Source organism: Streptomyces sp. S4.7, from assembly GCF_010384365.1.
Lineage (GTDB): Bacteria > Actinomycetota > Actinomycetes > Streptomycetales > Streptomycetaceae > Streptomyces.
On record NZ_CP048397.1, the window covers coordinates 5445650 to 5469147 of the forward strand.

The window sequence follows — 23498 nt, forward strand, 5'->3', positions numbered from 1 at the left end:
GGTAGAGTTCCGCGTACGTCCCTTCGGGTGGCGCGCGGGACGCACGGTGACGGGGCGAGGGCGGTGGGAGGCCAGCGTGGGGCAACCGGAGTACGACAAGACCGAGAAGCCGCTGATCGACCAGCTGGTCGCCATGGGGTGGGAACACCTCCAAGGCGCGCCGCCGGGTGAACCCGCCACACGACCCGCCGCCTCCGGCCGTACCTCGTTCGCCCAGATCGTCTACGCGGACCGGTTCCGTACCGCCGTGGCTCGTTTCAACCCCGGTCCGACCGGCGGCACTTGGCTCTCCGGCGCGCAACTCGACCACCTGCTCGCGCGAGTCAGTGGCACAGCCCCCGGCCAAGGCCCCGTGGAGCACGGCGTGGCGGGCAACGCGGAAGTGACCAAGCTGCTCAGGCTGGGAGTCAACTCCCGGACCGTTCCCGGCTGGCGCAAGGGGGACCCGGAGCACATCCGGCTGGTCGACTGGGACGGGGAGTTCGCCACGGGGGCCGGACAGAAGAACGGAGGCGGACAAGGAAGCGGACAGGGAAAGGGACGGTACGGCGGGAACGACCTCCTCCTCGTCTCCCAGTTCCGCGTCGAGCGCGACGGCGTCCAGGCCGCCACGCCGGACCTCGTCCTGTTCGTCAACGGCCTGCCCTGGGTGGTCGTCGAGTGCAAGGCGCCCTTACTGACCGCGAACGACAGTCGCGCCGCGCTCGACGCGGCAGTCGAAGAGGCGGTCGGCTACGCCGGAGTCGGCGCGGCGACGGCCGTGGGCGAGTTCGTCCGGTACGCGCAGGTCCTCGTCGGCACGGATCGCGATCACGCCGAGCTGGGCACCGTCACCGCCGAGCCGCAGCACTTCGCTCCCTGGCGGACAGTCAGCCCGTACACCGAGGCTCATGTACGGCAAGAGGTAGGGAAGGCCGCGACCGTACCTCTCACTGCCCAGGACGTACTCGTCGCCGGAGTGCTGCGCCCCGCCCATCTGCTCACTCTCGTAAGGGACTTCACCACCTGGACCGGGAGCGGCTCCCGCACTGTCAAGATCATCGGGCGCTATCAGCAGTTCCGGGCCGTGTCGACCATCGCGCGGCGGCTCCGGAACCGGAACGCCGCCGTCTCGGCGGGGTTGGTGACCGATCAGCGGGGCGGGGTCGTCTGGCATACGCAGGGCTCGGGCAAGAGCCTGACCATGGCGTTTCTCGTACGGCACCTGCGTAGCAACCCGGACCTGTCCGGGCACAAGGTGGTCGTCATCACCGACCGGATCGACCTGGAGAAACAGATCCGGACCAGCCTCGCCGCGAGCGACGAGAAGGTACACCGGGCGGGAAGCGTCAAGGGCGCCCGCAGTTCTCTGGCCGTCCCTGTGCCTGATCTCACGCTGGTGATGATCCAGAAGGCGCAACGGGACGACACCGCGTATGACGGGACGGCGGAGTCCCTGGGAGAGGAGGAGACGGCGGACAGTGCGGACGGTCAGGAAGAAGACGAATCCGACGCACAGCACACCGGGCCCCACCTCCACAACCAGGTCGCCAACGCGGACCACGAGATCGTCGTCCTGATCGACGAAGCCCACCGCGGCCATGCCCGCTGGCAGCATGCCCGGCTGCGCGCCATGCTGCCGAACGCCGTACTGATCGGCTTCACCGGCACTCCCATCATCGACAAGCGTCGAAAGACGACCGAGGAGATCTTCGGGCCGTTCGCCGACACCTACACGCTGCGGGACGCCGAGCGGGACCGCTCGGTGGTGCCCGTACGGTACGAGGCGTTCAGCGTGCCGCTCGAAGTGGTCGAAAAGGCCGCACTGGACGCCGAGTTCGACGAGAAGGTCCCGGACGACCCGGAACGGCGCGTCCGGGTGCTCAAGAGGTTCGCACGCAGGAAAGAGATCCTGGAAGCACCCTCCGTCATCGCGGAGAAGGCCGACCACATACTGCGGCACTGGGCACGCTCAGCTCTGCCGGACCGTTTCGGGGCGCAAGTCGTGGCCGTGTCCAGGCTGGCCGCTGTCCGCTACCAGGAGGCTCTGCTCGACAAGCGCGACCTGCTACTGGCACGTCTCGACGCGCTGCCTCCGGACCTCATCCACGATCCCCTCGCCGCGCTGAACGCCACGGAGGAGCAGCGCGAGCTGCTCGACATCCTGCCGCACCGCGACGTTCTCGCGTCCATCGACGCCGCGGTGGTGATCTCCCCGGCCCAGCCCGGCAAGCCCAAGGACCCCGAGTGCTGGAGCGCCTGGACGGCCAAGTCCCACCAGGACGCGCACATCGAGCGTTTCAAGCGGGGTGTCGGCGACCCGCACGCCGCAACGGACGACCCCTCGTGGTACGTCGACCCGCATGGAACGGTGTCGCCGGGGTGGGGCACGGCGACCGGGAGCGGAGAGGTCTGGCACGAGAACCGCGTCGATGATACGAGCGAGAAGAGAGATGAGAACGCGGCGAGGGGCGCGGCCGGATCTCCGGAGACAGAGGAGGGGCCGATGGCCTTTCTCCTCGTCCAGTCCATGCTGCTCACCGGTTTCGACGCGCCTGTGGAACAGGTTCTCTACCTGGACAGGGGCATGGCGGGTGCGGGGCTCCTTCAGGCCGTCGCCCGCACCAACCGCCCCCACCACGCCAAGGCATGGGGCCAGGTCGTCGACTTCGTCGGCATCGGCCCCGAGCTGGCACGCTCCCTCGCGGCATACGACCAGGCGCATCTGCGCCACGTGTACGGCTATGACGAAGTGACGGTCGACCACCTCAACCGTGCGGACTCAAGTGACGGTTCGCACGGGGAGCCCCGAGGCGAACAGCAGCCGCGCGAGGGTCTGTTGCTCCAGTCCGACGCCGCCGCCGATGCGCTGCTGGCCGATCTGGAACGGAGGATCGGTGAGTTCCTGGCGCTGCGAGGCATCGAGGACGTCACCGACCTTGCCGACGAAGGCCCCAGCGAGGACCTGCTCGCCTCGCTCGCGGATCCATACCTGCGGGGTGAGTTCGACGAACTCGTCAGGGACTTCCTCACCTCGGTCAACGCGGTGCTGCCGCGCCCCGAGGCGCTGCGCCACGAACACGCCGCACGACTGCTTGGCGAGACCCAGATCCTGGCCAGGCACCGATATCTGGACGGGCGCGACCAGTTCAGCCCGCGACGTTACGGGGCCAAGGTGCGGCAGCTGATCTCGCAGCACCTCAAGGTCACCGGAATCGAGCAGCGCATCCCACCCCTCGAGATCTCCGACCCCACTTTCATGGCGCGCGTCGACGCCAACAGCGACACACGTGCCAGGACCGCGTACATGACGAGCCGGCTCAGCCTGCACATCACGGCGGAGATCGCTGCCGACCGGGGCCGGTACACGAAGTTCAGTGAACGGCTCGAAGAGATCACCCGCCGCATGGCGCAGGACTTCGAACAAGCCGCGGCCGACCTGACCCGCCTGATCGGCGATGTGAACACGGCGGAGGGAGAGCAGGACGACTCAAGTGGACTGGCCCCGCACACCGAACAGCCCATCTACCGGTTGCTGCGGCAGCGGCTCGTGGACGCCGGGGCCGTCGAGATGCCGCCAGGTGTGGACTTCCACCAGGCGGCACGGGGGCTGGCGGCCGACATAGCGCTGTGGGTACGGCCGCCCCAGTTCCTCACCGGCGATGACGCCCAGGACCTGGTGCGCCGGAACCTGCGCGCCAGGCTCGAAGAAGGCCTGGGCATGGACTGGGACGACACCAGCCCCCTCGCGAACCACCTGCTGGAACTCGCGCTGCGGCGGAGGGACGATTTCCTGGGCCACGGGGGTGGATGAGCGCCGCGACCGAGCCCGGGGCGGCTCTGTCCGGGGCGAGTGGTAGGAATGGCCGGTGACCACTTCCGTCCAGCAGGCGATCGCGGCTCTTCCGGTACCTGGGGATTGGCTGTGGCAGGTCGTCGTACGGCCCCGTAGGCGCACCTTGGGCATTGAGGTGGCGCCTGACGGCGGAGTGCTGTTCGCGGTACCGGCGAATGCCGACCCGGCGGCCGTCGCCGACGCCGTACGGTCCCGTTTGCCGCGACTTGTGCATGAGGTAAGGCGCAGGCAGGAGCGGTCGGCGGAGCCGGTGAAGGAGCTGGTGGGAGGCACGGGAATGGCCTACCTCGGGCGTCGCCACCGGCTGAAGCTCGTCCCTGCGGGGGAGGGTCAGCGGGTGCGTTTGTACCGCGGCCGGCTGGAACTGCCCCGGCCGGACACGCCGGACGAGGGGGCGCTGCGGATCGCCGAGTGGTACGCGGTGTGCGGCAGCCGGTGGCTCTCGGCGCGTATCCCTTCTCTCGCGTCGCGTGTAGGGGTGACCCCAGGCTCGGTCAGGGTGCGCGATCTCGGCCGCCGTTGGGGCGCTCGTGAACGCGACGGATCGATCACGGTGCACTGGGCGACCATGCAACTGGCCCCGGCTCTGGTGGACTTGGTCCTTGTCCACGAGTTGTGCCATGTGCGCGCCGCGGGACACGGCGCCGCGTTTCGGCGGGAGGTGCGCCTCGCACTCGCGGACGCCGAGGAGCGGGAGCGTTGGTTCGAGGAGGAAGAGCCTCATCTGTGGCGCGGGGCGGTTCGTTAGCGGCCGTGCGGTGTGCCGAGCTGCAACTCTGCCGCTCGGGCCTCGCCGCCCTTCGGGGCTGACCGGCTCCTGGAGGGCTCCCTGCCGAGGAGCGCCGGCCGCGCCGCGCGGGGGCTTCAGCCCGCCGTGCCCGTTACCCAAGCGTGATCAGGCGGACTCTTGTGCCCCGTGAGGGGCCTGCTCCAGGGTGCATGTATGCGCATACAGGCAGCGCATACATGCCGCCCTCCAGCTCCGTCGAGCCGCCCCCCGTTCTGCTCCCCCCAAGGAAGTACGACGCCATGACGCATGTCCCCGCCCCACGCCGCCGAACCGTTCTGGGCGGGGCCGCCCTCGGTACGCTCGCCACCGCGGGCCTGTCCGTACAGGAAGCCCTGGCCGCCCCGGTCGCAGCTCCTGCCGCCCCCGGCGACACCGCCCCGGGGGCGGTCACGTACCGGAACAAGCAGATCCTCATCGGCGGCAAGCCCGTGCTCGTACTCGCCGGAGAGATCCACTACTTCCGTCTGAAGAAGGCCGACTGGCAGTCCAGGCTCGACAAGGCCAAGGCCGCCGGCCTCAACACCATCGCCACCTACATCCCCTGGATGTGGCACGAACTGCCCGACGGCACCATCGACGTCACCGGCCGCACCCGCCCGGAGCGCGACCTCGGCGCCTTCATCGACCTCTGCCACCGCAACGGCTTCCTCTTCATAGCCCGCCCCGGTCCCTTCACCATGGCCGAGCTGAAGGGCGAGGGCGTCCCCGAGCGGGTGCGTAAGGACCACCCCGAGATCGTCTCCACCGGCTGGAACGACGCTCCCGCCACCACACCCACCGTCGACTACCTCGCGCCCGCGTTCCTCAAGGAGATGCGGCACTGGTACGCGGCGGTCATGCCCGTACTCGCGGAACGGCTGCACGGCAGCGGGGGCCCCGTCATCGCCGTACAGCTCGACAACGAGATCGGGATGCTCGCCTGGGTCAGCAACTCCCCCGACCTCACCGACCACTTGACGGCCGACTTCGACGGCTGGCTGCGCGAGGAGTACGGCGACGGGCTCGCCGGGCGCTACCCCTTCGCGGGCGAGGACCTGGCCGGGCGGCGCAAGGCGATCCGCAACCCGAAGGACGCGTACGGCGCCGCTCTGATGCACGACCTGGGCCGTTTCATGCGGGGCCGCTTCGCGCGGTATGTCGCCGAACTGCGCTCTGCCGCCGGGGAGTACGGGGTCACCGGCGTCCCGTTCGTGATCAACATCCACGGCACCTCCGACAGCCGGGCCGAGCCGTTCCCCATCGGCATCAGCCAGCTGATGGAGACCTACGGGGGGATCGAGGGGACGATCTCCGGCGCGGACTTCTACCTCGGCGATCTGACGCTGCGCAATGTCACCGACCTGTATCTCATCAACGCCTTCATGGACGCGGTCAACGACAAGGATCAGCCGGTCACGGCGCAGGAGTTCGATGCCGGGCACGCCGACTACGGCCAGAACCTGGACAGTCAGACCAGCCCCTCGGGCGTGGATCTGAAGACCCGTCTGTGTATCGCGCAAGGCGCGAAAATGGTCAACTACTACCTGTTCGCGGGCGGGTTCAATCCCAAGCTCGACAAGCCGACGGGCGACGGTAACGACCGGATCGGCATCACCGGCGAGCGCCACGGCTTCGCCGCGCCGGTCGATCCGGAGGGCCGGCCGGGGGTCAGCTACGAGCCGACGCGGCGGACGGTGCGCGCGATGGGCTCTCTCGCCGATGTCCTCGCACCGATGCGCACGACGTACGACGACGTGGCGCTCGGCTTCGTACCGGATCACTATCTGACCGAATACCACCCGCCCGAGCTGGCCTCCGTACAGAGCGTGCTGGACGAAGCGGTGGACACGCGCGGCGCCGGCCCGCGCGGCACCCTGGCCCGCGCGATGCTGCTCGGCGGCTTCCGCTACCCGAGCGTGAACCTCCAGGCGGGCGACCTCGACCCGAAGTCCGTACCGGTGCTCGCGCTGGCCACGGGCGAGCACCTGGGGGCCGAACTCCAGCGGCGCCTGGTCCGCTACGTCGAGGCGGGCGGAAAGCTGCTGCTGTCCGGGCGGCTGCCGGTCAAGGACATGGCCGACAAGCGCTGCACCGTGCTCGCGGACGCGCTGGGCCTCAAGGCCGGGAAGACACTCACCGACGCGAACCGCTTCTGGCTGTCGGTCACCGCCCACGGCTGGGCGGCGCCGCTCCCCGAAGTGCGGCTGTCACGGACCCAGTTGTGCGAGCCCTCCCGGGGCAAGACCGTGCTGCGCGAGCTGTCCACGGGCAAGGGCTGCGGCTTCGACATCCCGCTCGGCCGGGGGCGGGCCGTCGTGATCACCACGGACTACCAGTGCGACCTGACCTTCTGGGGCCGCGCCTTCCGCGCCCTGGGCGCCGCCCCCGCCCTCCGGCACAGCGCGACCGACCCGGGAGTCTTCCTGCTGACGACGGCCGACGGCGAGCGCGGACGGCTGCTGCACGCCTTCAACGTCTCTTCGGGCTACGACCAGGACTTCACCGTCACGGAGAACGGCAAGCCCCTCTTCGGCGGCGAGAAGCTGCACCTGCCCGGTCGTACGGCGGCGATCCTGCCGCTCGGGCTGACCGCGGGCGGGCTGCGCGTCGCGTACGCGACGGCGGAGATCACCGGCGCCGCCGACGGCCGGGCGGCCTTCCGCGCGCTCGGCGCTCCCGGCGGGGAATCGGTGGTCGTGGTGGAGGGCGCGGCGCGGTGCGACGGCGCGCGTGTCTCGACCGAGGGCGGCCGGACCGTACTGCGCGTACGCCGGGCGGAGTTCACCGTGCGCCGCGGCTGACCCAGGACCGCGCGGCCCGGGGACTCCTCCGCACCCCGGGCCGCGTGATCGCGTCCTGCGGGGGCCGGCGGGGGCCGGGCCGCGGGGCGGATTACGGTGACGGGGCGCCGGTCACGGGCTCCGTGCCCGCACCGTGCGCGCCGGACGTCCCGTACCGACCGCACCCGTCTCTCCGACCGAAGGAAGCCCACCGTGGCCGAGCACATCCTCGAATCCGTGCCCGGCACGGTGAGCGACGTCTTCTCGCGCGAACTGCCCCCGGTGCTGACCGTCGACCCCGGGGACACCCTCACCGTCCACACGCTCGACTGCGCGGGCCATCTGGAGCGGCGCCGTACGGCGGACGAGAACGTGCCGCGCATGTTCGACGAGCGGCGCGGCCACTGTCTGGTGGGCCCGATCGCCGTACGCGGCGCCGAGCCGGGCATGGCCCTGTCCGTAGGACTGGAGTCGCTGCGCCCCGACGAGTGGGGCTTCACCGCGGCGGCGACGTCCGACACCCCGCTCGCCCGCCGGCTGGGCATGGCCGCCGAGGACGCCGAGTGGCTGCTGTGGGACCTCGACGCGGACAAGGGCACCGGAACCGACCAGTACGGCCACACGGTCTCCCTCGCGCCCTTCCTCGGCGTCATCGGCACACCCCCCGACGAGCCGGGGGAGCACTCCACGACGCCGCCCCGCACCCTCGGCGGCGGGAACATCGACTGCCGCGAACTGGTCGCCGGATCAACCCTGTTCCTGCCCGTCACCGTGCCGGGGGCGTTGCTCGGCATCGGTGACGGCCATGCCGCGCAGGGCGACGGCGAGGTCTCCGGCACGGCGATCGAGTGCGGCATGACGACCCGCCTCACCGTCGGCCTCCGGCACTCCCCGCCGATCCCGACACCGCACGCGGTCACCCCGGCGGGCCGGATCACCTTCGGTTTCGACACGGACCTCAACGAGGCTTCCGCGCGGGCCCTGGACGCGATGCTGACGTGGATGACGTCGCTGTACGGGGTGAAGAGGGGGACGGCGCTGGCTCTGGCGAGTACGACGGTCGATCTGCGGGTGACACAGGTGGCCAATCAGGTGTGGGGCGTGCACGCGGTGCTGCCGGACGGCGCGATCCGCTGAAGCCCACGCGCCCGTGCCGGTAGCGGGCGTGGGAGGCGAGCACGCCGCCGGTCACCGTTCCCGGCGTCACCGTTCCCGGCGTCACCGTGCTCACGCCGCCCCGGCGAAGTACTCCGCGAGGACCGGCGCCAGCACATGCGGCGCCACCTCGTGCACCTGGCCCGTCAGGGTGCGGTGTCGACCGCGCGGCAGCGCGGCGGCCACCGCCCGCGCCGCCACCCGCATCGGCGGCGGGCTCGCGCCCCCGTCCACGACCATCACGCGCGCGGTGATCCGCGCGAGCCGCTCCGTCGGGACGGGGCCGGGACCCATCACGGCGTTGTCGTACGCGAGGGTGTGCGCCAGCGCCGTCATGCCCCGCCACATCGTCGCCCGGCGCATCCTCGCCACCACGTCGGGCGGCACCCCGACCATCGACAGGAACAGCTCCACGGCCTCGTCCCGCCGTCCCCGCACCAGCAGGTCGTCGAGCCGCGCCGTGTACGCCGCGCCGTCCGTGGCATTCACCGCGCCGGTGCCGTACGGAGGCTCGTACACCGCGAGTTGGGTGATCGGCAGCCCCGCCGCGGCTGCCTCCAGCGCCAGGGCCGCGCCCGACGACATGCCGTACACCGAGGCAGTGCCGCCCGCCTTCTTCAGGAGGGCGGCGATGTCCTCGACCTCGCGCTCCACCGCGTACGGCGCCGTGTCACCGCTGCCGCCGCGCCCCCGCCGGTCATAGGTGATCACACTGAAGCGCGGTGCGAGGAGCGCCGCCAGCGGTGCCTCCGCCTCCGCCGTGCTGAACGCCCCTCCCACCATGATCACCGGCGGTCCGCCGCCGCTCGTCCGCCGGTACGCGATGAGGGTGCCGTCACCCGACTCCGCCTTGCCCACTTGGTCCATACGCTGGTGGACCGGCGGGCTCACCGGAACTCATCGCCGACGGGCGGAAATCTGAGAAGTTTTTTTTCGGGCGGTCCCCGCCCGCCGCTCAGCTCCCGACGGCCTCGGGCTCGTAGAAGCAGAAGTGGTCCCTGATCCGCGCCACTTGGTCCTTCGGCTCGGGATACGCCCAGACCAGGTCCGGCGCGCCGGGCAGCGACCAGTAGGAGGCGTCGCCCTTGAACGGGCAGTGGGTCGTGGTGTCCGAGGGGCTCAGCAACTCCGTACGTACGTCCTCCGGCGGCAGGTAGTACCGGACCGGCAGCCCGGTCTCGTGCAGCAGCAGCGGGCGGCGGCTGTCCGCGACGACCTGTCCGTCGCGCACCACCCGTACGTGCTCCGTGCCCTGCTCGACGGTGATGGTGTGGCCCTTGGCCATGGCGATCCGCTCCTTCGGTGGACTCGGTCCCTGTCGTGACGCCGGTGTCACGCTGGTCCCTTCTACCGTCAGCAACGGCCGGGCACGCCCTCTTCCCAAGGAGGTCACCCGGATACCGTGGATCCATGAATATCTGTGTCTTCCTCTCCGCCGCCGATCTCGACGAGCGCTACACCCGCCCCGCCCGGGAGTTCGCCGAACTCCTCGGCAAGGGGGGGCACACGCTCGTCTGGGGCGGCTCGGACGTCGGCCTGATGAAGGTCGTCGCCGACGGCGTGGAGGAGGCCGGCGGGCGGCTCGTGGGTGTCTCCGTCGGCTTCCTGGGCGCTTCCGTACGGGAGCGGGCCGACGAGATGGTGATCGCCCAGGACCTCCCCGAGCGCAAGGCGCTGCTCCTCTCGAAGTCCGACGCCGTAGTGATCATGGTCGGCGGTACGGGCACGCTGGACGAGGCGACCGAGATCCTCGAACTGAAGAAGCACGGCTTGCACGACAAGCCCGTCGTGCTGCTCAACACGGCCGGCTTCTACGACGGACTCAAGGAGCAGTTCGTCCGTATGGACCGCGAGGGCTTCCTCCCGCTGCCGCTGACCGAGCTGGTCTTCTTCGCGGAGGAGGCGGTGGGAGCCCTCGCCTATCTGGAGGAGTCGGTCGGCGTCCGCTGACCGGCGACGGGGCCGTGGCGGACCGGGGGCGGGACCGTACGACCGCGGCATGGGGTGATGCGAACATGACCCCATGGCTACCCATCTGATCACCGGTGCGGGCTCCGGCATCGGCGCCGCCGTCGCGCGCCGGCTGCACGAGCGCGGCGACGACCTGCTGCTCTTCGCCCGCGACGCGGCCCGCGGCAAAGAACTCGCCGCGGCCCACCCCGGCTCCCGTGCGCTCGTCGGCGACCTCACGAATCCCGACCGGCTGTCCTGGGCGCTGTCGCACCAGACACTCCCCGACCGGCTGGACTCACTCCTGCACATCGCGGGCATCGTCGACCTCGGCCCGGTCGGTGAGCTGACCCCCAAGGCGTGGACGAGCCAGCTGAACGTGAATCTCGTCGCGCCCGCGGAGCTGACCCGGCTCTTCCTGCCCCAACTGCGCGCCTCGCAGGGCCAGGTGGTCTTCGTGAACTCGGGCGCCGGTCTGACCGCCCACGCGGGGTGGGCCGCGTACGGCGCCTCCAAGCACGGACTGAAGGCGCTCGCCGACGCCCTCCGTCAGGAGGAGCGACCGAACGGCGTCCGCGTCGCCTCGGTCTATCCGGGCCGCACGGCCACGCCCATGCAGCTCAAGGTGCACGGGCAGGAGGGCAAGGAGTACGACGCCTCCCGCTGGATCGACCCGGAGTCGGTCGCGACGACGATCCTCACCGCCCTGGACCTGCCGCGCGACGCGGAGATCAACGACCTGACGGTGCGGCCGGGACGATGAACGCGACCGACAGCGCAACCCACGACGAGAGCGGCACCCGCGCCCCGGCGAAAGCCCTGTGGGGCGCCGCCACCGGCGTCGGGTCGATGCCCGGCGAGGACGCGCGTGAGACGGCCAAGGGCGTCACCGGCACCTACGAGGACTTCCCGCACCTCGCCGAACTGCCCGCGCGCGGCCCCGGCGCCGACATGATCGGCCGGACCGCCGGCCTGCTCGTCGAGGTCTTCGCCCGTGTGGAGCCCAGCGGCTGGCGCATCGGTGACCGCCCCGGCCGCGACACCCGCCGGGCCCGGTCCTGGCTCGGCGAGGACCTGGACGCGCTCGAAGAGTTCACCCAGGGGTACGAGGGCCCGCTCAAGGTCCAGGCGGTCGGTCCGTGGACGCTCGCCGCCGCGCTGGAACTGCGCAACGGCGAGTCGGCGCTCAGCGACCCCGGCGCCTGCCGCGACCTCGCCGGATCCCTGGTGGAGGGCCTGACGGCGCATCTCGCCGACGTACGGCGCAGGGTGCCCGGCGCCACGCCCGTGCTCCAGCTCGACGAGCCGTCCCTCACCGCCGTACTGCGCGGGCAGATCAGAACCGCCAGCGGCTACCGGACCCACCGGGCGGTGGACCGGCAGGTCGTCGAGGACGCGCTGCGCCAGGTGATGAGGGCGAACGACGGCCCCGCCGTCGTGCACTCCTGCGCCCCCGACGTGCCGTTCGCGCTGCTGCGCCGTGCCGAGGCGGCGGCCGTGTCGTTCGACTTCTCGCTCCTCACCGAGCGTGACGAGGAGCCGATCGGTGAGGCGGTGGAGGGCGGCGTGAAACTCCTCGCCGGAGTCGTGCCGGGCACGGACACCCCGTTGTCAGACCCGGGGGGTAGCGTCATGGGTATCAGAACGCTGTGGCGCAGGCTGGGGCTGGATCCGGGGACTCTCGCGGAGTCCGTGGTGATCACCCCGTCGTGCGGGCTCGCGGGTGCTTCGCCCGAGTATGCCCGTGCCGCGATGGCGCACTGTGTCAGGGCGGCGCGGTCCCTCGCGGACAACCCTGAGTGACATTTCCGAGACACGGGTCGCGCTGATCGCGGGACTCGCGGTGATCGCGGTGAAACGGGAGGACGAAACGGTGGCCGGCGAACAGCAGACGGCAGTGCCCGCGGAAGCGCGGGAGCGACACGCGCACCTCGCCGAACAGGTCGAGGAGCACCGGTTCCGCTACTACGTGAAGGACCAGCCGGTCGTCAGCGACGGCGAGTTCGACAAGCTGCTGCGCGCCCTGGAGGCGCTGGAGGAGCAGTACGCGCAGCTGCGTACGCCCGACTCGCCGACCCAGAAGGTCGCGGGGGCGTACGAGACGGAGTTCACCGCGGTCGAGCACCGCGAGCGCATGCTCTCCCTGGACAACGCGTTCGACGACGAGGAGCTGGCCGCCTGGGCGGAGCGCGTCGCCCGGGACGTGGGCGCGCCGGGTTACCACTTCCTGTGCGAGCTGAAGGTGGACGGACTCGCCGTCAATCTGACGTACGAGCAGGGCAGGCTGACGCGTGCCGCCACCCGCGGCGACGGCCGCACCGGCGAGGACATCACACCCAACGTCCGTACGATCGCCGAGATCCCGCACCGGCTGAAGGGCGACCGCGTTCCTGAGCTGGTCGAGATCCGTGGCGAGGTCTACTTCCCGATGGACGGCTTCCAGGAGCTCAACGCACGGCTGGTCGCGGCCGGTGACAAGCCGTTCGCCAACCCGCGCAACGCGGCGGCGGGTTCGCTGCGCCAGAAGGACCCGAAGGTCACGGCGTCGCGCCCGCTGCACATGGTGGTGCACGGCATCGGCGCGCGCGAGGGCTTCGACATCGACTGCCTGTCGCACGCCTACGAACTGCTGGAGGAGTGGGGCCTGCCGACCGCCCAGCACAACAAGGTCGTCGAAGACCTGGCGGGGGTGCGGGAGTTCATCTCCTACTTCGGGGAGAACCGCCACTCCGTCCAGCACGAGATCGACGGTGTCGTGGTCAAGCTGGACGAGATCTCCCTTCAGGGGAGACTCGGCTCGACCTCCCGCGCCCCGCGCTGGGCGATCGCCTGGAAGTACGCGCCGGAGGAGGTCAACACCAAACTGGTCGACATCCGGGTCGGCGTCGGACGCACCGGCCGGGTCACTCCGTACGCGGTGGTCGAGCCGGTCCATGTCGCGGGCTCCGAGGTCGAGTTCGCGACGCTGCACAACCAGGAGGTGGTGAAGGCGAAGGGTGTCCTCATCGGTGACACGGTCGTGCTGCGCAAGGCGGGCGACGTCATCCCGGAGATCCTCGGTCCGGTCGCCGATCTGCGGGACGGCAGCGAGCGCGAGTTCGAGATGCCGGCCGTGTGTCCCGAGTGCGGCACCGAGCTGCGGGCCATGAAGGAGGGCGACATCGACCTCCGCTGCCCCAACGGCCGCTCCTGCCCGGCCCAGTTGCGCGAGCGGTTGTTCTATCTCGGCGGCCGTAAATGCCTGGACATCGAGAACTTCGGATATGTCGCCGCCGCCGCGCTGACCAAGCCTCTGGAGCCTTCGACGCCCCCGCTGCTCGACGAGGGCGACCTCTTCACCCTCACCGTGGACCAGCTGCTGCCCATCAAGGCGTATGTGCTCGACATGGACAGCGGCCTGCCCAAGCGCGACCCAAAGACCGGCGAGGAGAAGGTCGTCACCGTCTTCGCCAACCAGGAGGGCGAGCCGAAGAAGAACGCGCTGGCGATGCTGGAGCACATCGCGGCCGCCAAGGAACGCCCCCTGGCCCGGATCATCGCCGGACTGTCCATCCGGCACGTGGGACCGGTCGCCTCGGTCGCGCTGGCCAGGGAATTCCGGTCCGTCGACCGGATCGAGCGGGCCACCGAGGAGGAGCTGGCGGCCGTCGAGGGCGTCGGCCCGACCATCGCCGCCTCGCTCAAGCAGTGGTTCGAGGTGGACTGGCACCGCGAGATCCTGCGCAAGTGGCGGGAGGCCGGGGTCCGGATGGAGGACGAGGGCGGCGGCGAGGACGAGGGTCCGCGCCCGCTGGCGGGTCTCACCGTGGTCGTCACGGGCACGTTGGAAAATCACACCAGGGATGGCGCGAAAGAGGCGCTCCAGACGCTCGGAGCGAAAGTCACCGGCGCCGTGTCGAAGAAGACCGCCTTCGTGGTGGTAGGTGAGAACCCCGGCTCCAAGTTCGACAAGGCGATGCAGCTGAAGGTGCCGGTGCTCGACGAGACGGGCTTCGCCGTCCTGCTCGCCGAGGGCCCCGAAGCGGCGCGAGAGGCCGCGGTACAGGCGCCACAGGCCCCTGAGGACGGTGCGCGGGAACCGGCCAAGGACGTCCCCCGGACGGCTGACGGTACGTCTGCCGAGAGCGGGACCGACTGACCGAACGGGCACAACAAGCCCTCGTAGGTCACCCGTTCGGACGCATACCAGATGGATACGGAAGGGCGGGTTGCATTCGGGCAACAGCGGTAGAGCGCTGCCCGCCGACGCCGTTCGCGGCCTACTGTTGAGGGGTACGCCTGTCGTGCACGGCTGCGTGTGGGAAATCAGCCGTGGTGGCATGACAACGTGCCATCGCGTGGTAACGGCACTGCCGGCTGTGAGAGGGACGGGAATGAAACCGACCGAGAGCGCCGCCCCGGTCTCACGCCCGCGTGGATTCGCGGGGCCTGGAGGCATGTCGGCCAGAGTGCCCCTCGTCGTGGTGGGACTCGCCGCCGCCGTGCTGGCACTGGGCGTATCCCTGAAGCTGCGGGACGGCGACGCGCTCTTCCCGGGCGGCACCACCGGCTGGTCGCTCGCCGTGCTCACCGGCATCGTGGTCGGTCATCTCGTCGCACTCGGCCGCGACCGCTGGTGGGGCGGCACGGGTTCCGGCGCCGCCCTCACCCTCGCAGTGCTGCTCCTGTACGGCTGGGTGGCCGCCGGACTGGTCAGCTTCGCGGTCGTGGTGCTGGTCGGCATCGCCCGCAGACACCGCTGGCGGCAGGGCGCGCTGCACGGCGCCGTGGACATCCTCGGCATCGGGGCCGCCGCGCTGGTCCTGCTCGCCTTCGACGACGTACCGACGGTCGCCGAGCCGTGGCAGCCCCTCCACTGGGGGATCGGCACCGTCCCCGAAATCGTCCTGGCGGCCGGGGCGTATCTGCTGGTGACCCGGCTGCTCCTGTGGTATTCGCTGACCCCGCAGGGCGGCGGCCTGCCCACCGTGGCCCGCACGGCACTCCTGCGCCAGGGCCTGCTCGCCGTCGCGCTGCTCGGGATCACCCCGCTCATCTGTGTGGTCGCCGTGTCCCGGCCGGTGGTGCTGCCGCTGTTCGCCGTCCCGCTGATCGCCCTCGACTCCACGCTCTGGATCGCCAGGGCGCGCGCCGAGGAGCAGCTGCGCGACCCCCTGACCGGGCTGCCCAACCGGCAGTGGCTTCTCGAACGGACATGGACGGCGCTGGAGGAGGCCAAGAACCTCGGCGCACGCTCCGCGCTGGTCCTGATCGACCTCGACCGGTTCCGCTCGGTCAACGACACGCTCGGCCATCTCGCGGGCGACAGACTGCTGTTGCAGATAGCGGACCGGCTCAAGCTGGCCCTGCCGCGCGGGGCGGAGGCCGCGCGGCTCGGTGGCGACGAGTTCGCCGTACTGCTGCCGCTGGTCGACTCCACGACCAGCGCCCAGCGCGTGGCCCGCCATCTCGCGGCGGAGCTGTCCTCGCCGCTCGATCTGGACGGCCTGACGCTCGTCCTGGAGGCGAGCGCCGGCGTCGCGGTCTACCCCGAGCACGCGGTGGACGCCGAAGGGCTGCTCCAGCGGGCCGACGTCGCGATGTACCAGGCCAAGCGGGACCGTACGGGCGTGGAGGTGTACGAGTCCAAGCGCGACTCCAACACCCCCGACCGGCTCGGTCTGTTGGGCGATCTGCGGCGCGCGCTCGACGCGGGTGACGTGGAGCTTCACTACCAGCCCAAGGTCCGCTTCGACGGCCAGGTCGTCGGTCTGGAGGCACTCGTACGGTGGGTGCATCCGGACCGGGGGAGGGTGCCCCCGGACGAGTTCATCGCCATCGCCGAGTCCTCGGGTCTGATGCCGTATCTCACCGAGTACGTACTGGAATCGGCTCTCGGCCAGGTCGCCCGCTGGCGGTCCCAGGGCCTGTTCGTCCCGGTGGCCGTCAACGTCTCGCCGCGTGACGTCCACACCCCGGGCTTCGCCGGCGCGGTCGCCGCGCGGCTCGCCCGGCACGGTGTCCCGGCCGGCGCGCTCCAACTGGAGATAACCGAGCACGTGCTGCTGGAGGACCCGCAGCGGGCCGCCGACACCCTGGCGGGTCTGACGGGCCACGGCGTGAAGATGTCCCTCGACGACTTCGGCACGGGCTACTCGTCGCTGGTGCATCTGCGCCGCCTGCCGGTGAGCGAGCTGAAGATCGACCGCTCGTTCGTGGCCCGCCTCGCCATCGACACCGAGGACGCGGAGATCGTCCGCTGCACCATCGACCTCGCCCACTCGCTGGGCCTGGTGGTCGTCGCCGAGGGCGTCGAGGACGACGAGACCTGGGAGCGCCTGCGCGATCTGGGCTGCGACGCCGTCCAGGGCTGGCTCGTGGCCGCCGCGATGCCCCCGCACGAGGCGACGTCCTGGCTGCTCGCCCGCGGCGAGACGGGCTGGCACCGCCCGCCGCCCGCACCGGCCCTGGAGCCCCCGCGCAGCGACGCGTCGGGCCCGTCCAGCCGCGTCGTCCAGTAGCCCGCGCCCGCGCCCGCCGAGGGCCGGGACAGGGACCCGGGCCGGAGCCGGATCCGGGATGCGGGAAACCGTTTCGTGGGCACGGTGCCGCGCCCCATAGGATTGGGTCAAAATCCCGACACTCACCCAGAGGATCGCTGCATGCCTGGCATCACGCGCGAGGAGGTCGCCCACCTCGCACGGCTGGCGCGTCTGGAGCTGAAGGGCGAAGAGCTCGATCACTTCGCCGGTCAGCTCGACGACATCATCGGCGCGGTCGCCCGCGTATCCGAGGTCGCCGACCAAGACGTCCCGCCGACCTCGCACCCGCTGCCGCTGACGAACGTCATGCGCGCGGACGAGGTACGCCCCTCGCTCACCCCCGAGCAGGCGCTCTCCGGCGCCCCGGCCCAGGAACAGCAGCGTTTCAAGGTGCCGCAGATCCTGGGGGAGGACTAACAGCCATGACGGACATCAAGACCGACATCATCAGGCTCACCGCCGCCGAGATCGCCGAGAAGGTCGTCTCCGGCGAGCTGACGGCCGTCGAGGTCACCGAGGCCCACCTCGCCCGTATCGAGGCCGTCGACGAGAAGGTGCACGCCTTCCTGCACGTCGACCGCGAAGGCGCCCTCGCGCAGGCCCGCGCCGTGGACGAGCAGAGGGCCAGGGGCGAGAAGCTCGGCCCGCTCGCCGGCGTCCCCCTCGCGCTGAAGGACATCTTCACCACCGAGGGCATCCCCACCACCGTCGGCTCCAAGATCCTCGAAGGCTGGATCCCGCCGTACGACGCGACGGTCACCCGGCGTCTGAAGGACGCCGGAGTCGTCATCCTCGGCAAGACCAACATGGACGAGTTCGCCATGGGATCCTCCACGGAGAACAGCGCGTACGGTCCCACGGGCAACCCCTGGGACCTCACCCGCATCCCCGGCGGATCCGGCGGCGGCTCGTCGGCCTCCCTCGCCGCGTACGAGGCGCCGCTCGCCATCGGCACGGACACCGGCGGCTCCATCCGCCAGCCGGCGTCCGTCACCGGCACGGTCGGCGTCAAGCCCACCTACGGCGGCGTCTCCCGCTACGGCATGGTCGCCTTCTCGTCCTCGCTCGACCAGGGCGGTCCCTGCGCCCGTACGGTCCTGGACGCGGCCCTGCTCCACGAGGTCATCGCCGGGCACGACCCGCTCGACTCGACCTCCATCGACGCCCCCGTGCCCCCGGTGGTCGAGGCCGCCCGCAACGGCACCGTCGCCGGTATGCGCGTCGGCGTCGTCCGGCAGTTCTCCGGCGAGCACTACCAGGCCGGCGTCATGCAGCGCTTCGCCGAGTCCGTCGACCTCCTGAAGGAGCTCGGCGCGGAAGTGGTCGAGCTGGACTGCCCGTCCTTCGACCTCGGCCTCTCCGCGTACTACCTGATCGCCCCCTCCGAGTGCTCCTCGAACCTCGCGCGCTTCGACGCGATGCGCTACGGCCTGCGCGTCGGCGACGACGGCACCCGTTCGGCCGAGGACGTCACCGCCCTCACCCGTGAGGCGGGCTTCGGCGACGAGGTCAAGCGCCGCATCATGCTCGGTACGTACGCGCTCAGCTCCGGCTACTACGACGCGTACTACGGCTCCGCTCAGAAGGTCCGCACCCTCATCGTCCGGGACTTCGAGAAGGCCTTCGAGCAGGTCGACGTGATCGTCTCGCCGACCACACCCACCACCGCGTTCGCGATCGGTGAACGCGCCGACGACCCGATGGCGATGTACCTTTCCGATCTGTGCACCATCCCGACCAACCTGGCCGGAAACGCCGCCATGTCGCTGCCCTGCGGACTGGCGCCGGAGGACGGTCTGCCGGTCGGGCTGCAGATCATCGCCCCCGCGATGAAGGACGACCGTCTCTACCGGGTAGGCGCCGCGGTCGAGGCGGCGTTCGTGGAACGCTGGGGACATCCGCTGTTGGAGGAGGCACCGTCGCTATGAGCGCAATGACCAAGAAGGCCAAGAGCTTCAAGAAGTCGAAGTCCGGCATGTACCTGTCGATCGGCACGACCGCTTTCGGAGCCGTCAGCGTTCTCAAGCAGGCCAAGCTGGCCCGCGAGGACAACGACACGCTGCGGCTGATCGACGCCGCCGTCTCCGCCGCCGCCATCGTCACCGGCATCGCTCTGCTCTACCGCGAGCTGAAGCGGCTGGGCGACGACGACGTCCTGCTGGGCTGAGCCCGCAGAGAGGGAAAGTTTCACCGTGACCGTCACTGAACACGTGTCGCTCGTCCCGTACGAGGACGCTCTCGCGACGTACGACCCCGTCATGGGCCTTGAGGTCCATGTCGAGCTCGGCACCAGGACGAAGATGTTCTGCGGCTGCTCCACCGAGCTGGGCGCCGACCCCAACTCGCAGACCTGTCCCACCTGTCTCGGCATGCCGGGGGCGCTCCCGGTCGTCAACGCGATCGGCGTGGAGTCGGCCGTCAAGATCGGTCTCGCGCTGAACTGCGAGATCGCCGAGTGGTGCCGGTTCGCCCGGAAGAACTACTTCTACCCGGACATGCCGAAGAACTTCCAGACCTCCCAGTACGACGAGCCGATCGCCTACAACGGCTATCTGGACGTTCAGCTGGAGGACGGGGAGATCTTCCGTGTGGAGATCGAGCGCGCCCACATGGAGGAGGACACCGGCAAGTCGCTGCACGTCGGCGGCGCCACCGGCCGTATCCAGGGCGCGTCTCACTCCCTGCTGGACTACAACCGCGCCGGCATCCCGCTCATCGAGATCGTCACCAAGCCGATCGAGGGCGCCGGGGCGCGTGCTCCGGAGGTCGCGAAGGCGTACGTGGCGGAGCTGCGCGAGCTGATCAAGGCGCTGGACGTCTCCGAGGCCCGTATGGAACAGGGCCAGATGCGCTGCGACGTCAACCTGTCGCTGCGCCCGCACGGCCGTTCGAAGTTCGGCACGCGCTCGGAGACGAAGAACGTCAACTCGCTGCGGAGCGTGGAGCGGGCGGCGCGTTACGAGATCCAGCGGCACGCCGCGGTTCTCGACGGCGGCGGCACGATCATCCAGGAGACCCGGCACTTCCACGAGGAGGACGGTTCCACGACGTCCGGCCGTGTGAAGGAGGAGGCGGAGGACTACCGGTACTTCCCCGAGCCCGACCTCGTCCCGGTCGCTCCCCCGCGCGAGTGGGTGGAGGAGCTGCGCGGCGGTCTGCCGGAGCTGCCCCGGCTGCGGCGTAAGCGGCTTCGCGAGGAGTGGGGCGTCTCGGAGCACGACATGCAGTCGATGCTCAACGCGGGCGCGGTCGAGCTGATCACCGCCACCGTCGAGGCCGGCGCCCCCGCCGACCAGGCGCGCAAGTGGTGGATGGGCGAGCTGGCGCGCAGCGCCAACGAGAGGTCCACGGACCTCGCGGCGCTCCCGATCACCCCGGCGCAGGTCGCCCGGGTGGCGGAACTGGTCACGGCGGGCGATCTGAACGACAAGCTGGCCCGGCAGGTCCTGGAAGGTGTCCTCGCGGGCGAGGGCGACCCGGACACCGTCGTCGAGAAGCGCGGCCTGAAGGTCGTCTCCGACGAGGGCGCGCTGGGCACGGCGGTGGACGAGGCGATCGCGGCGAACCCGGCGATCGCGGACAAGATCCGCGCGGGCAAGATCGCGGCGGCGGGCGCTCTGGTGGGAGCGGTCATGAAGGCCACCCGAGGCCAGGCGGACGCGGCACGGGTACGCGAGCTGATCCTGGAACGCCTGGGCGCGGAGGGCTGAGAGGGGGTCGGTGAACGGTCTTCGATTCCGGGCGGGCCGCATGTGCGGCCCGCCCGGCGTGTGAGGACACACCCTGCCCGTCCGGCGTTCGAGGACGACCGCGGCCGGTGGTCGCCCAACCCTGTCAACGCTCCTGGCACATCGAGCCCGTCCGGCGTCCGGGGACAGGCGCGGCCGGTGGTCGCGTATCGCTGCCAGGGGCCCTGGCATGTCCAGTCCGTCCGGCGTTCGAGGACAGGCGCGGCTCGTGGTCGCGCGACCCGGCCAACGATCCCCGCCCCAGGCACATCCGCCTCCCCGCGCACCCCGCCGGGGACGTTGCGGGGCAGACCCGCGCGCGGGCCGTAAGTTGGGCGGGCGTCGCGCCCGCGACCGCTCCGTCCCCCCACCCGCACCAGCGAGAAAGGCCGCGGCGCCGCCCGTGAACAGCCTCGTCGCCGAGATCGTGTCCGTGGGGCTCCTGCTCGGCGTGCTGGTCTTCGCCGTCGCGCGGCCGAGGGGACCGCCCGAGGCCCCCGCCGCCGGGCTGGTCGTCGTACTCGGCGCCGTCTCACCCGCCGAGGCGTGGGAGCAGACCCACACCCTCCTGCCCGTCGTCGGGTTCCTCGCGGCCATTCTCGTCCTGGCTCAACTCTGCGACGACGACGGTCTGTTCGACGCGGCAGGCGACATCGTCGCCCGGTTCTGCGGCGGGCACCCGCGCCGTCTGCTCGGCGGCGTCTTCGGCGTCGCCGCCGTCACCACCGCCGTACTGAGCCTCGACGCCACCGTCGTCCTCCTCACGCCCGTCGTCTTCGTGACCGCGAGCCGGGTCGGAGCCCACCCCCGCCCGCACGTCTACGCCTGCACCCACCTCGCCAACTCCGCGTCACTGCTGCTCCCCGTCTCCAATCTGACCAACCTTCTCGCGTTCACGGCCAGCGGTCTCTCCTTCACCCGGTTCGCCCTGCTCATGACGCTCCCGTGGCTCGCGGCGATCGCCGTCGAGTACGTCGTCCTGCGCCGCTTCTTCGCCGCCGACCTGGCCGTCGTGGCGCACCCTCCCAAAGAGGTCGAGCCGCGAGCCGTACCGACGTTCACGCTCGTCGTCCTCGGCCTGATACTCGTCGCGTTCGCCGTCACCTCCCTGATCGGCATCGAACCCCTCTGGGCGGCCTGCGCCGGTGCGGCCGTGCTCGCCGCCCGCGCGCTGCGGCGCCGACGCACCACGGTCCCCGCCCTCTTCCGCGCCGCGTCCCCGCTCTTCTGCCTCTTCGTGCTCGCGCTGGGCATCGTCGTCAAGGCCGTGTCGACAACGGCCTCGACACCGGAATCGACCGGATCCTCCCGAACGGCGAATCCCTGACCACCCTGCTCGTGATCGCCGCCGTCGCCGCGCTCCTGGCCAACCTGATCAACAACCTGCCCGCGATCCTGGCCCTGCTGCCCGTCGTCGCTCCCGCGGGCCCCGGCCCCGTACTCGCCGCGCTCATCGGGGTGAATCTGGGCCCCAACCTCACGTACGTCGGTTCCCTCGCCACTCTCCTGTGGCGGCGTGTCCTGCACGAACACGATTCCGCGCCCTCGCTGGGGCAGTTCACCCGGCTCGGACTGCTCACCGTTCCCGCGACGCTGATCGCTTCGACCGTCGCTCTGTGGGGCACGCTCCAGTTGTGAGTGACGTGAAGACAACCGCCCTCGTCTGGATCAGTCCGTCCACCTGGCCCGCGTGCGTCGACGCGGCGCGGGACAGGGCGCCGGACGACCACGTCGTGCTGCTGCACGTGGGTGACGACCGGATCGCCGCCGAGGCGCACCGCGCGTACGCGGGGCTGCTCGGCCGTGGCCACGGGCCCGAGCGCGACCCCGGCAGCCGACTGGAGGCGCTGTCCGGCGTGGCGGGCGCCGACCTCCTTGAGGAGGCCGCGCACCGCCTCGGCCGGCCCTGCGAACTGCTCGACCGGCACGGCAGTCCACAGGAGGAGGTCGTCCGCGCGGCGGCCGACGTGGACCTGCTGATCTGCGCGCGCGACGGCGACCCCGACAGACCGGGTCCGCACAGCCTCGGCCCCGAGTCCCGCTTCGTGGTCGATCACGCGCCGTGCCCGGTCCTGTTGGTGTGGCCGCACCGGAACTGAGCGGCGGCGCCCACCGGCCCGGTGCGACAATCCCCGCGTGACCACAGAGAAGACAGAGAACGCGGAGCACGCGCAGAGCGCGGAGAGCGGGCCGGGCAGGGACGAGCTGCTGGCCGAAGCCGTCGCACTGCGCACCCGCGGGGAGGCGGAGCAGGCCCGGGAGCGACTGGTGGCCCTCGCCGACCGTTACCCCGGCGACGCCGTGATCGCCTATCAGACCGCCTGGACCCACGACGGCCTGGGCCTGGAGGCGGAGGCCGTCGCCTACTACGAAACCGCCCTGGCCGGAACGGACTTGTCGGACGAGGACCGACGCGGCGCGCTGGTCGGTCTCGGCAGCACGTTCCGCATCCTCGGCCGGTACGAGAAGGCCGTGGAGACCCTGCGGGGCGGGCTGGCGGAGTTTCCCGACGACGGCGCCCTGCGGACCTTCCTGGCGATGGCGCTGTTCAACACCGGGCAGCACGACGAAGCGATGCGGATCCTGCTGGAGCTGCTCGCCTCGACCAGCGAGGACCCCGGTGTGCGTTCCTACCGCTCAGCCATCAGCCACTACGCCAAGGACCTGCGCGAGGTCGTTCAGGGCCCGTGAGCGTGCCGCTGGGCCCTGTCTTCAAAGTGGCGTCGTCCGCCCGCAGGGCGGGGCTCACGGCGTCCGGTG

Annotated in this window: 17 protein-coding genes and 1 pseudogene; 16 read left to right on the forward strand and 2 right to left on the reverse strand. The window is 70.9% G+C overall.

The annotated features are described in order from the left end of the window. Positions 1 to 76: 76 nt before the first annotated feature. The 4 genes from SSPS47_RS24380 (at position 77) to SSPS47_RS24395 (ending at position 8521) form a co-directional block, all read left to right on the forward strand. Positions 77 to 3793, forward strand: coding sequence for a DEAD/DEAH box helicase family protein (locus SSPS47_RS24380; RefSeq protein WP_164252877.1), 3717 nt, complete (start codon positions 77 to 79; stop codon positions 3791 to 3793). 55 nt (positions 3794 to 3848) lie between these two features. Next, complete coding sequence (locus SSPS47_RS24385) at positions 3849 to 4583, forward strand: YgjP-like metallopeptidase domain-containing protein (protein ID WP_164252878.1); 735 nt, start codon at positions 3849 to 3851, stop codon at positions 4581 to 4583. Between the two features lie 281 nt (positions 4584 to 4864). Next, positions 4865 to 7405 (forward strand): beta-galactosidase, encoded by a 2541-nt coding sequence (locus tag SSPS47_RS24390; RefSeq protein WP_164252879.1) that lies wholly within the window; start codon positions 4865 to 4867, stop codon positions 7403 to 7405. Between the two features lie 192 nt (positions 7406 to 7597). Further along, complete coding sequence (locus SSPS47_RS24395) at positions 7598 to 8521, forward strand: acetamidase/formamidase family protein (protein WP_164252880.1); 924 nt, start codon at positions 7598 to 7600, stop codon at positions 8519 to 8521. Positions 8522 to 8611: 90 nt separating this feature from the next. Here the strand turns inward: SSPS47_RS24395 and SSPS47_RS24400 are convergent, their stop codons facing one another. Together SSPS47_RS24400 and SSPS47_RS24405 are read right to left on the reverse strand one after the other, a co-directional pair. Then, entirely contained in the window at positions 8612 to 9406 is a 795-nt protein-coding gene (locus tag SSPS47_RS24400; RefSeq protein ID WP_164254946.1) for an alpha/beta hydrolase, read from the reverse strand. A gap of 88 nt (positions 9407 to 9494) precedes the next feature. After that, entirely contained in the window at positions 9495 to 9830 is a 336-nt protein-coding gene (locus tag SSPS47_RS24405; protein ID WP_164254948.1) for a DUF427 domain-containing protein, read from the reverse strand. Positions 9831 to 9949: 119 nt separating this feature from the next. On the opposite strand from SSPS47_RS24405, the gene SSPS47_RS24410 reads away from it, so the two are divergent. From SSPS47_RS24410 to SSPS47_RS24465, 12 genes and pseudogenes are all read left to right on the forward strand, one after another. Continuing rightward, positions 9950 to 10489 carry a TIGR00730 family Rossman fold protein gene (locus SSPS47_RS24410; protein WP_164252881.1) on the forward strand — a complete coding sequence of 180 codons (540 nt, stop codon included), beginning with the start codon at positions 9950 to 9952 and terminating at the stop codon, positions 10487 to 10489. Positions 10490 to 10562: 73 nt separating this feature from the next. Further along, a complete protein-coding gene (locus tag SSPS47_RS24415; protein WP_164252882.1) occupies positions 10563 to 11252 on the forward strand; it encodes an SDR family oxidoreductase in 690 nt (229 codons plus the stop codon). Positions 11253 to 11338: 86 nt separating this feature from the next. After that, positions 11339 to 12292: a methionine synthase gene (locus tag SSPS47_RS24420; protein WP_239065330.1), complete on the forward strand. Its 954-nt coding sequence runs from the start codon at positions 11339 to 11341 to the stop codon at positions 12290 to 12292. Positions 12293 to 12362: 70 nt separating this feature from the next. Beyond that, positions 12363 to 14627, forward strand: coding sequence for an NAD-dependent DNA ligase LigA (ligA, locus tag SSPS47_RS24425; RefSeq protein WP_239065331.1), 2265 nt, complete (start codon positions 12363 to 12365; stop codon positions 14625 to 14627). 235 nt (positions 14628 to 14862) lie between these two features. Next, complete coding sequence (locus tag SSPS47_RS24430) at positions 14863 to 16989, forward strand: bifunctional diguanylate cyclase/phosphodiesterase (RefSeq protein WP_164252885.1); 2127 nt, start codon at positions 14863 to 14865, stop codon at positions 16987 to 16989. Positions 16990 to 17130: 141 nt separating this feature from the next. Next, positions 17131 to 17427: an Asp-tRNA(Asn)/Glu-tRNA(Gln) amidotransferase subunit GatC gene (gene gatC / locus SSPS47_RS24435; protein ID WP_015036350.1), complete on the forward strand. Its 297-nt coding sequence runs from the start codon at positions 17131 to 17133 to the stop codon at positions 17425 to 17427. Between the two features lie 5 nt (positions 17428 to 17432). Then, positions 17433 to 18938, forward strand: coding sequence for an Asp-tRNA(Asn)/Glu-tRNA(Gln) amidotransferase subunit GatA (gatA, locus tag SSPS47_RS24440; RefSeq protein WP_164252886.1), 1506 nt, complete (start codon positions 17433 to 17435; stop codon positions 18936 to 18938). After that, positions 18935 to 19177, forward strand: coding sequence for a hypothetical protein (locus tag SSPS47_RS24445; protein ID WP_147873715.1), 243 nt, complete (start codon positions 18935 to 18937; stop codon positions 19175 to 19177). Before gatA ends, SSPS47_RS24445 begins: the two co-directional genes overlap by 4 nt. 25 nt (positions 19178 to 19202) lie before the next feature. Beyond that, the gene (gene gatB, locus SSPS47_RS24450) at positions 19203 to 20720 is read left to right on the forward strand and encodes an Asp-tRNA(Asn)/Glu-tRNA(Gln) amidotransferase subunit GatB (protein WP_164252887.1); all 1518 of its coding nucleotides are present in this window, start codon (positions 19203 to 19205) and stop codon (positions 20718 to 20720) included. Between the two features lie 421 nt (positions 20721 to 21141). Next, a pseudogene (locus SSPS47_RS24455) lies at positions 21142 to 22376 on the forward strand (SLC13 family permease). Then, a complete protein-coding gene (locus tag SSPS47_RS24460) occupies positions 22373 to 22837 on the forward strand; it encodes a universal stress protein (RefSeq protein ID WP_329036013.1) in 465 nt (154 codons plus the stop codon). The pseudogene SSPS47_RS24455 and the gene SSPS47_RS24460 overlap by 4 nt, the downstream one beginning before the upstream one ends. Positions 22838 to 22874: 37 nt before the next feature. After that, the gene (locus SSPS47_RS24465) at positions 22875 to 23429 is read left to right on the forward strand and encodes a tetratricopeptide repeat protein (RefSeq protein ID WP_164252888.1); all 555 of its coding nucleotides are present in this window, start codon (positions 22875 to 22877) and stop codon (positions 23427 to 23429) included. The last annotated feature ends 69 nt before the right edge of the window (positions 23430 to 23498 follow it).